At 49.1% G+C, this 13,807-nt stretch carries 9 protein-coding genes; 3 read left to right on the top strand and 6 right to left on the bottom strand.

Annotated elements, in window-relative coordinates; genetic code table 11:
* Positions 1 to 91 precede the first annotated feature (91 nt).
* The 3 genes from GA003_14225 to GA003_14215 are packed head-to-tail and all read right to left on the bottom strand — an operon-like array spanning position 92 to position 6,752.
* Positions 92 to 2,077 carry a hypothetical protein gene (locus GA003_14225; protein QXD27174.1) on the bottom strand — a complete coding sequence of 662 codons (1,986 nt, stop codon included), beginning with the start codon at positions 2,075 to 2,077 and terminating at the stop codon, positions 92 to 94.
* The gene (locus GA003_14220; protein ID QXD27173.1) at positions 2,077 to 3,468 is read right to left on the bottom strand and encodes a DUF1501 domain-containing protein; all 1,392 of its coding nucleotides are present in this window, start codon (positions 3,466 to 3,468) and stop codon (positions 2,077 to 2,079) included. The genes GA003_14225 and GA003_14220 overlap by 1 nt, the downstream gene beginning before the upstream one ends.
* Complete coding sequence (locus tag GA003_14215) at positions 3,468 to 6,752, bottom strand: PSD1 and planctomycete cytochrome C domain-containing protein (GenBank protein QXD27172.1); 3,285 nt, start codon at positions 6,750 to 6,752, stop codon at positions 3,468 to 3,470. Before GA003_14215 ends, GA003_14220 begins: the two co-directional genes overlap by 1 nt.
* 159 nt (positions 6,753 to 6,911) lie before the next feature.
* Here GA003_14215 and GA003_14210 point away from each other — a divergent pair, with 159 nt between their 5' ends.
* The 3 genes from GA003_14210 (at position 6,912) to GA003_14200 (ending at position 8,645) form a co-directional block, all read left to right on the top strand.
* Positions 6,912 to 7,808 (top strand): AraC family transcriptional regulator, encoded by an 897-nt coding sequence (locus GA003_14210; GenBank protein ID QXD27171.1) that lies wholly within the window; start codon positions 6,912 to 6,914, stop codon positions 7,806 to 7,808.
* A 183-nt stretch (positions 7,809 to 7,991) separates the two neighbouring features.
* Positions 7,992 to 8,153: a hypothetical protein gene (locus GA003_14205; protein ID QXD27170.1), complete on the top strand. Its 162-nt coding sequence runs from the start codon at positions 7,992 to 7,994 to the stop codon at positions 8,151 to 8,153.
* Between the two features lie 24 nt (positions 8,154 to 8,177).
* Positions 8,178 to 8,645, top strand: a complete 468-nt coding sequence (locus GA003_14200) for a hypothetical protein (GenBank protein QXD27169.1) — start codon at positions 8,178 to 8,180, stop codon at positions 8,643 to 8,645.
* Here the strand turns inward: GA003_14200 and GA003_14195 are convergent.
* The 3 genes from GA003_14195 to GA003_14185 form a co-directional block, all read right to left on the bottom strand.
* Positions 8,617 to 9,300, bottom strand: a complete 684-nt coding sequence (locus GA003_14195; GenBank protein QXD27168.1) for a DUF1080 domain-containing protein — start codon at positions 9,298 to 9,300, stop codon at positions 8,617 to 8,619. The genes GA003_14200 and GA003_14195 overlap by 29 nt on opposite strands.
* Before the next feature lie 50 nt (positions 9,301 to 9,350).
* Positions 9,351 to 10,604, bottom strand: coding sequence for a Gfo/Idh/MocA family oxidoreductase (locus GA003_14190; GenBank protein ID QXD27167.1), 1,254 nt, complete (start codon positions 10,602 to 10,604; stop codon positions 9,351 to 9,353).
* A gap of 114 nt (positions 10,605 to 10,718) precedes the next feature.
* The gene (locus GA003_14185) at positions 10,719 to 13,493 is read right to left on the bottom strand and encodes a sulfatase (GenBank protein ID QXD27166.1); all 2,775 of its coding nucleotides are present in this window, start codon (positions 13,491 to 13,493) and stop codon (positions 10,719 to 10,721) included.
* Positions 13,494 to 13,807: the final 314 nt, after the last annotated feature.

Here is a 13,807-nt window from a genome sequence, read left to right as displayed (position 1 = left end):
ATTGATTAGAGCCATACAATGTGAGGAGGCGCTCCGAATCAAGAAGGGAGTTTAACCTACCCACTGGCCATTAACATTACCGTCTAGGGAGTTAACGATAAAGGGGGTCCACCGACTTTCCGTTCGTAGTAAGCACATGCACCTGATGCCCTTTTACCGTGGGATGAAAGAATTCCCAAACCACTTCCTTCTCTTCATTAACTTCGAAGAGTTTTACCCTTTGCGGATTTCTTTGACCGTAGCTGGAGATGAGCGTGTTTCCATTGGGGAGTCGTTGGCCTCCACAGGGATCTGCAAATCGGCCTTCTGCGTCGTTATTGTCGCAGACCCAAACCACGGATCCATCCGGAGCAAATTCCGCTGTTTTGTTTCCATGGGTAAGATTGACGACGGTATTCCCGTTGGGCAGGCGAATGGCGGTAAAAGGCCAGTTTTCAGCTTCGAGGCCACCCAGCTCGGGCAGATCCGTGTGAATCACATTTACCACTTCCCCTGTTGGGGTGTATTCTTTGACTTTGAAAGCGAGCAGGTGAGGCACAAGGTAGTTTCCATTTTCGAGCTTCCGGGCCATGCGGGTTTGCATGTGATTGTTCTCGGTCTCAGGTTGCAGAGGCACATCGATCACGATTTCACCTTTTGGGTCTGCCTCAAGGAGTCGTGGTAGGATTCCTCGCTCGATGACCAGCGTATTGCCGTTGGGAAGACGATTGACCGTCCCCAGTTCCTTGTTTTGCGGATCGAGCGCATACGACCATACAACTTCCTGGGTGCCTTTACGAAATTCTTTGGCTATGTTATTAATTGAGAGTAAAATATTCCCGTTTTCTAAGACCATGCCATCACGAGCGTTACCAGGAGTCGACCAGACGACTTCGCTATCTTCGTTAAAGATCGCGGTCACCCTCCCGCACACGAGAAAGGAGTGACGAATACCAGAGTCGCTCACTTGAATGCCATTGGGGATTTGGTTCTCATCGATCTTCTTGAGATTGTCCTTGGCTTCCGGATCAAAGGTCGTGGAGTTTTGCTTTGCCAATTCGGTGATCCTGCGGACCGCATCCAGGTTAACATTGCCCGTTATTTGGACATCCGGGTAACGTTCCTCAAATCTTTTCAAGCCCATAGATGAGATGGGGGAATGCCCGGTAAACAATTTACCTTGAGCGGGAACTTGTAGACTGGTGAGCCCTGTATCTGTGATTCGGGTACCCGATAAATTTAAGGATTGGAGTGACTCCATCTGGTTGATGCGGTCGACAACGGAATCGCTTGCATCACTCATTCGGATGTCGAGCTGCACGAGTTTTGGAAGTTCGTCGATCGCTTTTAATATCGAGTCAACTTCAGAATGGCCTGGTAGGCGTAAAACGGCAATCAATGGGGCGAGAGCATTGAGCGCCTGGATGCATTCTGGTTCTCTCGGATTCTTTAGTTGCTGAAGATCTGCTACCAGGGTGCTGTCTTTCTTTCCTTGTTTGTGAATGATCGCCCCTTTGCTACGGAGAATATTCACCGCAGCGAGTTGTGCCTCTTCGAGCATTTGATCGATGGGAAGGGCAGCCTGCTCAGCCATTTTACTGGGAGCTCCTTCATAGATCCAGTGGACGATTTTAAGAACCTCTTCCGCTGTGGGTGTTTCTTCATCCTCCGGGGGCATCGCATACTCATCCTCTTTGGGAAGAAGCAGGTACTCCACCAAGGGGCTTTGCATGGGATAGAATTTGGCAATCGGTTTCTCGTCGCTGCTTCCTGGAGTTAGTAGGTGTTCATAGGTGTCTAGCCGGTAGCCGCTCTTCTGCTTATCCGGGCCGTGGCATTGGACGCAGTATTTCTCTAATAGGGGAGCGATGTCGTCGTCGTAATCATAGGCAGCGGAAAGGCTTGAGACTGAAAAGATGAGAGTAAAAGCAGTAAGAAATCGGCTCGTAAGGAATGTCGGCTTCGCCTTGGAACGGCGATCAATCCCTACCTTTTTAGTCAGCTGTAGGAGGGGCTTTACGCCCCGATTGTTTTGAGGCTTTATCGCGGAACCGAGGCATAAAGCCTCTCCTACAGTTTTCAAATTGATCAAATTCATTACGCCAAAATCTCGGGGATGATTTCACCATGAACATCGGTCAGGCGAATGTCGCGACCGCTGTAGCGGTAAGTAAGGTTGTGAAAATCTATTCCTAAAAGATGGAGCATGTTGGCGTGCATGTCATGCACCGTCATTTTATTGGCAACTACACGATATCCATATTCATCGGTCGCACCGTAAATGGTGCCTCCCTTGATACCGCCTCCGGCCATCCACATGGAGAAGCCTTGTGGGTTGTGGTCGCGGCCGTTGGTTCCTTGGGCAAATGGGGTTCGGCCAAATTCTCCGCTAAACACCAAGAGAGTGCTGTCGAGCAGGCCGCGAGATTTGAGGTCTTTGATCAGGCCAGCAATCGGTTGGTCCACAGCCATAGCATTTTTCTGGTGACCATCGATGAGCTTACTGTGCTGGTCCCAACGGTCTCCGTTGCCAGGATTGATGGTCAGTTCCACGAAGCGGACGCCTCTTTCTACGAGTCGTCTGGCCATGAGACATTGACCGGCATAAGCACGCGTATTTTCGTAGGGCGCATCTAAGCCATAAAGTTTTTTAGTGGCCTCGCTCTCATTGTCGATGTTTGCCACGTCGGGCACTTCCATCTGCATTTTAAATGCGAGCTCATAGTTTTGAATGGCCGACTCAATGGCCTCGGCATGAGCCATGCGGGCATTCAAATCTCCATCAATGTCATGAAGGAAATCGAGTTTCTTTTTCTGAACCTCAGCTGAACTTTCCTTGAAAGTAGTATTGTTGAGGACAGGATGATCAGGGAGGAAGATGGAGCCGGAATGATTGGCGGGAAGAAATCCGCTACCGAAGGCTTGCATGCCTCCAGCTGGAACTTGGCCGCCGTGAATGACTACATAGCTCGGTAAGTCCTGACTGAGTGTTCCCAAACCATAAGAGACCCAGGCGCCCATACTTGGTCGACCGGAGAGCACATGGCCGCAATGAAGCGCGTAATTGGCATTCGGGTGGTTGGGCGAAAATGCCGTCATTGAACGCATGATGCACAGATCGTCAGCACAGGAACCAATGTGAGGAAATAGATCACTGATGGGTATGCCGCTCTCGCCATAGTGATGAAAATCCCAGGGGCTTTTCAGGATGTTGCCATTGTTGTTAAATACCGTGGCATCGACTTTAAACTTGGGCGCTTGACCATTTTCTTTAGCCAACTGGGGTTTTGGATCAAAGCTATCGACTTGAGAGACTCCGCCATCCATGTAGAGGAAAATGACACTCCGCGCTTTGGGTGCAAAATCCGGTGTCTTTGGATAGAGTGGTGAACTCGTGTTTCCCAACAGGTCTTTTTGCATGACCCCGGAAAGGGCCATGGTGCCAAAGCCCATGGCGCTCTTCTTTAAAAAATCTCTGCGGGTAAACATCAGAACAAATAGATAAAGTCTTTTCGGTTGAACATCAAGTGACAGAGGTCTGTCCAAACGCGTAGATCGTTCGGGTCCGTTTTGTAATCTCCAGCTATGGATTGAAGCACCTGGTTTGCCCAAGTAATCTCCTTTTCTGTGGCTGGTCGACTGAAGGCGGTGATATGGAGTTGTTGGATGCGGTCGTCGATTGAAAGATCGGAAGTGGTAATCCGTTTGGCCCAGGCTTCCGCTTGCTCATGCACAAAGGGGGCATTCATCAGGGCCAGTGATTGAGCGGGGACGTTGGTAACTTGTCGGGCACCTGTCGATTCGGTCGCGTTGGGCATATCGAACGCACGGAGAAAAGTCGGTAAAAAGCTGCGTCGCAACTCCAGGTAGACAGAACGACGACCGTCACCGTCCAGTGGACCGGGATTTGGTTTTGCTCTGCTGTCAGGCAAGTCGGCTACATAGGCCTCAGCGCTGGGACCAAACATCTGGGTGTTCAGTTCACCACTAGAGGCAAGGATGTGGTCACGGATGGCTTCAGCCTCCAGTCGCCTGACTGACATGTGTTGCAATAACTGATTGGCAGGATCCTCCGAGAGGGATGCTTGGCTGGGGGAGGAAGACATTTGATAAGTGCTGGATAGGACCAGCTCACGAATGATTGATTTTACGGACCAATCATTTTTAACCAGTTCCTGAGCCAGGTAATCGAGTAGTTCTGGGTGGGTGGGTGCGCGACCCATTTGACCAAAGTCATTCACGGTAAAGACGAGTCCCGCTCCAAAGATGTGTTTCCAGAGACGATTGACGAGTACCCGGCTTGTGAGCGGGTTGTCGGGATCCACAACATGTTGCGCCCATTCCAAGCGTCCGCTTCCTTTGGTTTTTAGAATGGGGCCATCTAGACCGTCGAGCCAACGACGTGGATTCGGTTCCTTGCTGGCGTTGGTGTGGAGGCCGCGAATGTAAACGGGCTCATCTTTTGGATCACCATCGGTTAAACTCCGGACGAATCGCGGGGCCGGTATCTGGTGGGCAAGCGATCGATAGGTGGTGAGAGCTCGGTCGAGCTTTTCATGTTTTGAGGAATCAGCCGATATGAGGCCCGCTCCAAAAAATGCGCTTAGCAGTTCCGCTTCTGTTGCATTTAATCGATTGCGTCGACCTTTTTCCCAAAGTGTTTGTAGAGCAGCTGCAACTTTCTCCTGGTCATTCCAAAAAGATTTCCAATCGGGTCCTCCATCGAATCTGACTGTGATGTAGGCATTATCATTCGGGGTGGGTTCGGACTCCTTCGGTTTGACCGAGTGAGTAGCCGCTCCGTATTGTAATACCTCGAAGTAAGCTGGCTGACCTTCCCAAAGATAGGTCTCCATTTTAATTTTCTGCCAATGATTGCCTTCTACTGCCTGGTAAAGTTTGGCAGTGGTAGGACCTCGTCCTGTTAGCTCATAATTGCGAACCACTAAACGGACAGCGCCATGTTGACCTTTAGCTTCCAGTTCAATCGGTTTGCCATCTAGAATAAAGTCGGGAGAGCGATAAACTCCACTCACGCGAGCGGTGAGGGGTCCGCCTACCAGAGTGTCGCCAATGATGGCTTGAACCATTTGGCTTCCTTCTCCGCTCACGATCAGGCTACCTGGCTTGGAGGGCTGATGCTCAAAACCTAATCCTTGTGGCATCCAGTCCTCTAACGATTGGCTTAGCTCTGTAAATACATGGCTTGTTTCTTCATCCTCAGAATTTTCCAGATGACCGTGTATGCCAAATAGTTCTGGCCAGCGTTCTTGCTCTTCCTGGTCACTGGTCAGTGCAATCCAGTTAGCAAGAAGATCTGGGTCTAGCTCAGCAGAAGCTGTCGAAAAAGAGCTTATAACTTTTCGTTTGGCTTTCTCGTAGGCCTCTTCGTTTTTGTTTCGTTTGTTTTGGGGGTATTCAGATTCTAATGACGCCAATGCGGCTGTGAATTTCTGATTGGTCTGAAGGCCTTTGGCTGCTTCCAGATAAGCTGCTGCATTCTCCACATCATTTTTGGCTGCATCGAAAACAGCTGCGCGGAGGGACCGTTGTTTTGAGGGAAGGCGTTTGAGTGTTCTTTTTTGCTGAACTTCCGGAATGGTATTGTGATGAGCAAAGCGAGAACTCCGGAGTAGCCCATACATGGAATAATAGTCGGCCGTGGTAACCGCATCAAACTTATGATCGTGACAACGAGCGCAAGCTACCGTCGTTCCCAGGAAAGCCTTACTCACCGTGTCGATCATGCCGTCGAAGATACGTGCTTCATCTTCGTGTATATCCGGCGGACCGTGTTGTCCATCGGTTAGATAAATGAACCCAGGACCTTTGACGGATTCGTTCTCACCTGTTTCCGGATGGTGCCGTGGATTCTTGAGGAGGTCACCCGCAAGTGATTCCAGGACAAATTGATCGTAAGGTAGATCTTCGTTGAGAGCTTGAATCAAGTAGTCCCTGTAACGCCAAGTGAAGGCCATGGTGTAATCCTGTTCAAAGGATTTGCTCTCCGCATAGCGTGTGAGATCCATCCAGTGCCGCGCCCATTTCTCTCCAAAGTGGGGAGAAGCTAATAGGCGATCGACCTGTTTCTGATAAGCATTCTTCGACCGGTCATTTACAAATTCATCGAGCTCCTCTGGAGTTGGAGCCAGTCCGATCAAGTCAAAGCTTAGGCGGCGGAGCAGGGTGCGCCTATCGGCGGCTTCGGCGGGTTGCCAGTCTCGCTCTTCCAGCTTTGCCAGGATAAATTGATCGATCTCATTGGAGGGCCAGTCGCCATCTTCTGTTTTGGGTGGCTGGTGATTTTCGACGGGTTGAAGGGACCACCATTGCTTTCGTTCCTCCAGATTGAATTCAGAAGCCAGCGCATCAGTTTGAATTTCTTCTGTTCTAGGATCTGGCGCTCCTTGATTGATCCATGTGACGAGTGTTTCGATCTCGTTGGCTGCCATTTTATATTTCGGTGGCATGGACTCAAATTCAGGCAACTGGCGAATCATGTTTACCAAGCGGCTGTTTTCAGCATCTCCAGGGGTTATGGCTGACCCACTATCACCTCCTCGCAGCATTGCTGGTTTTGAATCGAGCAGAAATCCGCCTCGAATTCTTTCAGAGTCCGATGCGTGGCATTTGTAGCAATGTTCGACCAGGAGTGGGCGAACCTTCGCTTCGAAATACTCCAGATCAGCTGGTTCCAGTTCTTCGCCATACAGCGATAGGCCGGCCTGCGTAAGGACGATTGATAGCGTGATTTTCTTAAAAATTCCTTCCATTCCCGGGGTAGCGAGTTTGAGACCTGGGTCTCAGTCTATAGGTATACTTGATTATCTGATTTTCGTATACTGCTTTATGGACAATTCCTGATACAATTTCTACAACAATTGCTAACAATCGTTCTATAAATTGTTCTAATAGCATCAGAAGTAACGAGAATGCCCAAAATTGAGCCAGTCAAAGGTCGTGAAGCCCAACGAGAAATTATTTCTCAGGAGAATCAATTGTTTTCCTTCAAAGCCGATACGGATATTTGGACAGCCTGGCACTATCATCCTGAGATTGATATTCTGCTGACTCTCAAGAATACGGGTTATCACATCACCGGAGACTTTATGGGAGACCTTAAACCGGGCACTTTGCTCCTGAATGGCTCAAATGTTCCTCACGCCTTTCATCCCAATGAAGCTCCAGAAGGTGACCCTGACAAACCGGCCATGTTGGTGATTCAATTCTCCACCGAGTCTCTTGGAGAAGATTTCTTGGCCAAACTCGAGATGGATCGCATTCGAAGCTTCATTGATACCACGGGCCGGTCATTTGAATTCCTTGGAGCGACACGCGTCCAAGTTGAAAAGTTAATGTTGGGGATGGTCGATCAGAACCCGGGGCAACAGTTTGCCCAGTTTATCTTGATACTGGATACACTGGCATCGGCACCCGAAACCGATCGTGTGCCACTTGTCAGTCAGATTTATGCACCTTCCCTAAATGAACAAAACGTTGAACTTATTGATCGGGTGAAAAACTGGATCCTGCACAACCTCGATCAGATTATCCGTTTGGAGGGCGTGGCGAAGGTAGCGCGAATGAGTCCGAAGTCTTTCTCCCGTTTTTTCAAAAAGAATACGGGCAAAGCGTTCATTCAATACACCAATGAATTACGGGTTGGCTTAGCGTGTCGAAAGCTGATGCAAAGTGAGGCCAGCGTGTCTGAAATCTGTTACGCCTCCGGCTTTAACAACTTGTCCAACTTCAATCGTCAGTTCAAAGAGCGGAAAGGGATGTCGCCCAAGGAGTTTCGCAAGCAGTACCAGACCAAGTTAGTGAGCTAGGGTTCGCGGCTATGGCTAATCGGTTTCTGAGTTACCTAGTGGTTAATAGCATTATTGCTTTCATTGCCTTCCTTTAAGACTTTCATGCTTGGCCGCTTAATGATTTGCGGACTTCAACTGAGGGGTATCCCCCATGACTTCTGTATTTGACCGTTGGTTCAATGAACCATAGTTTATCCAACCATGAAGGTAACCCTCCTTTTTGCTGCCCTGGTCGCGGTCCTCGTTGTAACGGGTTGTGGCAGACAATCCCTCACCCTCGATAAAGGTAGTCGTCAGCTGGCTCCGTTATTGGGGGCCGACTCTAAGGACCTGCAATACTTCAATCACGCCGTATTCGCTTAGATTCAGGATAGGACCGAAAAAGTGGTGGCTGATAAGACGGGAGCGGTGGCGGTGACGTCATTGGAGTTAATCCTGGCAGAAGGAGCAGCCAATTCGATTACAGAGGATGAGGTCGTTCGCATTCTTATCTCAGATATTGAGGGAGTTTCCATGGAAGGTCCATTTGTCCAGCTCGTGCATGGTGAAAATAGATACGTCATTCTTCCCTATCGTTGTTACATTGATACGGTCGATATGGCTCAATTAAATGCTCTATCGGAGCTACTTGCGTCAAAATCAGTTCCCGCTATGGCACCGGTCGATTTTGAATGGACCCGAAGGATAATTCACAACGCAGAAGGCGCGGGTGTGCATATTGTGAATTCGTCGTCTCAGAAGAGAGGTAGTTATGCGGACTATGAAAGGCATTATTCCGGTGCTGGTAACTACAATGGTGATGGCCCTCCTCGTGATTCACAGGCCTTTACTCCGTGGCAGGAGTGGGGGAAGTAGTTGTCACCCAGATGTTTTTATAAGCTACCGGACCATGGTCCCCTTGTAATAGGAGTGGTCCGGTCGGTCCTTCATCTTCAAATATTGCGCCTCGTGTAGGTCCAGAAATGGAGGCGTGTTCGTGAACGAGGGTTCCGTTCTGCACCACCTTAACAAATTCAGCATCCTGAGTCTTGTTTCCTTGTTGGTCGAATCTGGGCGCACGAAAAGTAATATTGAAGACCTCCCATTCGCCTGGTTTTCGACTGGCGTTTACGCGTGGTATGTGACCGTCGTAGCCTTCTTGCCCTTCAGGTTGAGATGTGTCCCATCGTGGGTAGACGGCTCCACTTGTGTGAGGTCCCGGTTCTTCGTCCTTCCAGCTATCCTTGATCTGAATTTCGTAGCGACCCATGAAATAGATGCCCGAGTTCGATTCTTCTGAGATCATGAACTCAAGGTGCAGTTCAATATCTCCATATTCTTCTTTGGTAAGTATATGCTCAGTCTTACCGGTGGGACCATTGATGAGGATGTTTCCTTTGTTTGCCGAATAGTGGAGTCGTTTGAGGTCTTGTTTATTTATCTGGACACTTTTCGTTGTTGTCCAATCTGCGGTTTCTTTCGTATCTGAATTGTTGATATGCCAAGCGTTTAGAGGGAAATGTTCTTTCATCGAAAATAACTAAACAGAACTGTTGGGTGGGATAGGTTATTCGTGTGGTTTTAGGATCCGTCTGCAAGGTCGGCCATGCGAACCGTTTGTCCGCCTGTATCGAGAGACTTCAAAGCACCAACCACCATTCGGGTGGCTTCCATACCGTACCAGCCATCGACGGGTGAGAGTCCACCTCTTGCATGGGCCGCGATTTCCTGAACGAGTTTGCGGTCGGCTCCGAAGTGGGATGATTCAAAATACTCTGCTTTGCAGGAAATCACTTCATGCTTCTTTTCGCCATAGTCGGTCACAAGATCAATCTCACCACGTAAGCGCGTCAGAATGATTCGACCTTTGGTGCCTACAAGCTCCAGGGTTTCTTCATCTTCTGCTTGGGGGCCGTAAATTGTATAGAAAATCGATGCGACAATCCCATTATCATACTGATAATTGATAGCTGCATGGTCGTAGATATCGGCACCTTTTTTATAGACACAGTTGTCTTTCCGTTTCATTGGATCCGTTTCTTGAGCGAAGCTGGCATCAACCGCACCCTTCACCTGGTCCTGAGTATCGGGGCGAATCTGGTCAGCTCGGTAAGGGCAATCGCGATCGCACTCGGAACAAAATTCTGGAGCATCCTCTTCTTCTTGAAATACATTTCTTCCGCCAAAGGCGTTGACTCGCACAGCACGTCCTTCAGCAAACCAATTAAACACGTCCGTGTAGTGGGAACCTTTGTCGTTTAATGCACCGCCACTCACTGCTCGAGATCGGTGCCAGGTTTGGAAATAAAATGCATAGGGTAGGACCGCGCGTACCAGCATCATTTTCAGATCTCCAATCGCTCCACTTTTCACAAGGGTTTTGCAATCGATCCAAGGTTTTTCATACCTTCGGGTAAAGCCCATGATCATGGAGTTGCCTGACTCATGTTCAGCTTGCCGGATTGCGATAGAGTCTTCGAGAGTGTGAGCAATCGGCTTGTCCAGGTAGACTTTCTTGCCGCTTCTTAAGGCGGGAATCGCTGCTTCGAGATGGGCGTTGGTTGGAGTCGTTATGACGATGACGTCGACCTGATCGTCTTCGATTAAATCTGTGGCTTGGGTATAGAAGGTCGGCGCAAAGGGTTCATTTCCAGCGGCCTTCGCCACCGCATTTACATCTTCCAGCGCGACATGCATGCGACTTTCCGTCCGATTAGAAAACGCCGTTATGTTCATGCTCAATTCAGAGGCCTGTTCAGCGATCTGTCTTCCGATGCAGGTAATTCCGCGACCACCGGTTCCAATGATACCAACTCTGATTATATCTTTCTCCATGGTTGTTCTAAATACTTGGAAGTAGGGATTCTATAGAAAAGTGGATCAGGAACAAAGAACAGTTAAACAGTTCCTATCGGGACTCTTAGAAGAATGTGTGATGTATGAGTTTTGTTAATTTCCTGCCACTATGTCCGGTCTTTTCGGATCGTCATCGAAGAAGCGCGCGTTTGCTCCAATCTTGTCAATATCGCCAATGTCATTCCGTGCATCTTCTACGAGTTGTAGTAGCTTTTTGACTACGGCTGGATGTTGATTAGAGACATCGATTGTTTCGCTGAGATCGGATTCTAAATTATAAAGGAGCGGCTTTGAGAAGTCGATCACGTCTTCCGGTTTACTATAGCGGGCCCAGAACTGATCGGACTTTAAGGGTAGATGCAGTTTCCATGGACCGGAGCGAACGGCACGGAGTTGAGTGCGTGCGTAATAATAAAATGCTTGGGTGGGACTTCTTGTGCCTTGAATTCCATGTAGTAAGTCTGAGATATCGTGTCCGTCGATGACGCGGTCGGTGGGAGCTTCTCCGCCGGCGAGTTTTGCGATGGTGGGTAGCATGTCCATGGTTGAGGCAATTTCAGAGCAAACAGTTCCGGCGGGGATCTGACCGGGTGCCCACATAATGCAAGGCACGCGCAAGCCACCTTCCCAGGTGGCAGTCTTGGCTCCCCGAAGCGGGAGGGCAGATCCACCATGAGCTTCTGCGTCCGGGCCTATGCGATCCAGGTGCCCTTTGCTGCTTCCCAGGTACCAGGGCCCGTTGTCACTCATGTAGAACACATAGGTGGAATCATCGAGGCCTTCTTCCTTTAAGGTTTCAAAGATTCGGCCGACGTTCCAGTCGATCTCTTCAATTACATCCCCGTAGATGCCGCCTTTGGATTTGCCTTCAAACTGGGCGGAACGTTCCAAACGAATATGAGGCATGGTGTGTGGCATGTAGATGAAGAAAGGACTATCCTTACTTCGCTTGATAAAACCTATGGCCTCATCCGTATAGCGGCGCGTCAACTGACTCATGTCAGCTTCCATCTCAATGACGGTTTCGTTACGAATTAGATGAGCTTTGCTGTCGTTGCTACTCGAGGTTCCAAAGTAATAATCGAATCCTTGATGCGTAGGCATCAACTCCGGGGCATAGCGTTTGGGGTCCTGGGTATGACCAGCCAGATCCCATTTTCCAAAGGCAGCCGTTTTGTATCCCAGAGGCTTTAGCACTTCCGCGATCGTAATTTCTTTAGTGTGCATATACGGATGTACATCCACTCGGTTTCCTTTGGTTGCGATGCGAAGAGGATAACTACCGGTCATCAATGCAGCTCGCGAAGGCCCGCAAACGGTTTGGGCATAGAAGTCAGTAAAGCGCATACCTTCCTCAGTCATGCGATCTAGATGAGGTGTTTTGATATTGGGTGATCCGTAAACACCGATGTCCTGATAGCCTTGGTCATCAGTAAAAATGAGAATGATGTTCGGTGGCTTGGAAGCTGTGCGTGAGGCAATTGCTAATTCCCTGGAATCTCCAATAGGTCGTTGTGCGGTTCCTCTGGATTTGGAACTTCCGAGCTCCTGGCGGGTTGTTTGGGCTTCAGAGAGTAACTCATTGACGACGCTCGTATTCTTGCTGGCGATATTTTCGGATTCACCGATGTCGTTGTTCAGGTTAACCAGGTAGGGTTCCGCCAGTTCCTGGAATTCCTTATTTCCGTTGCGGTGCCAGAAAGGAAGGTCGTCCATGGTGCGAGGAAGATGTATTTTCCAATCCTGCCTTCTGATAGCCTGCAGGTTATTGTCGTTGTAATAGTAATCGATCTCTCTTGGTGGCGTTTTTGAATCACCGGTTAAAATCGGCCAAATGTTTCTTCCGTCCAAAATACGATCATCCGGTAATCGAGCGCCAAGAATTCCTGCAATGGTTGGCAAAACATCCATCGAACTAATAGGCACTTCACAGACCTGTTCGGATGGAAGTCGATCTGGCCAATAGAAAATGGCGGGCACGCGGTGACCACCTTCAAAGGTGACATATTTGCTGCCACGAAATGATCCGGCCGAACCAAATTCATCTGCGTATCTGGGAAGTGGACCGTTGTCGCTGGTAAAGATGATCAGGGTATTCTCGGCGATCTCCAATTCATTCAAGGTATCGAGAATGCTTCCGGTGCTAGCGTCCAGTTCCTCTATGATATCTCCATAATCACCGGCTTTGGACTTACCTGCAAATGCGGGATTAGGTTTCAGAGGAACATGTGGGTAGTTGTGAGCCAGATAGAGAAAGAACGGTTTTGCGCTGTTGTTGGTTATAAACTCCACCGCTTTGTCAGTGTAGCGTGAGGTCAGCATCGAAAGATCCGTATCCTCCTCAATCACTTGCTTGTCATCAAAGAACCTTTTATCGTGGCTGTAGTTGGTAGGTAACCCGTAGTAACTATCAAATCCATAATTGAGTGGATGGAAGACGTCGTCGAACCCGAGGTGCCATTTGCCAATCATGGCAGTTGCATAGGCCTGAGTTTTTAAAAGTTCGGCGATGGTAAACTCATTCGGGTGCAAGCCCAGGTGCCGATGTTCTGGACGCTTCGGACTGATCCCGTTGGGAATACCTGCGCGTTGAGGATAAGAACCAGTCAGTAGTGCCGCGCGTGAAGGCGTACAGATGTTGGCTGCGACTCGATACTCTTTGGCTCGCACCCCCATCGAGGCCATCTTATCGATACGTGGCGTTTTGATGAACTCAGAACCGTAACAACTCAAATCCCCATAACCAAGGTCATCGGTTAGGATTAGGATGATGTTGGGCTTCTCTGCAGCATCAATTGCTGACTGTGGGGCAACAATTGAAAACGAAAACACCAGGAAGGTAACTAGTATGTAGGGCGTTCGATTCATGGGATGATATTAAGATGGTTAGACGATACCTTATCTATGCGGACTTGGATACCGTGATTCGGACAAATAGTGATACTATTTTCTCCCATATTGAAATACTTTCATTCTAAAATAGGAATAAAGAGTGCCAGATATAGAGTCGAAACAGAAAATGAATCTCAGCGGGTAAATTCCCCGCCGCTTGCGGCGTCGCTGATTTCTGCGATTCATCAAGGCTCGAAGTCCGAAGGCTTGGATTGCCGTGGATACTCCGTTGCGGTGCTCCGCAATCGACGAAGTCGACCGCTTGCGGCGGTGTGGTAATTCAAGGGCGA

The sequence above is a fragment of the Opitutia bacterium ISCC 52 genome, assembly GCA_014529675.2.
Lineage (GTDB): Bacteria > Verrucomicrobiota > Verrucomicrobiia > Opitutales > UBA2995 > UBA2995.
The sequence above is the reverse complement of the archived record's forward strand: the minus strand, read 5'-3'. Positions and strand labels throughout refer to the sequence as shown.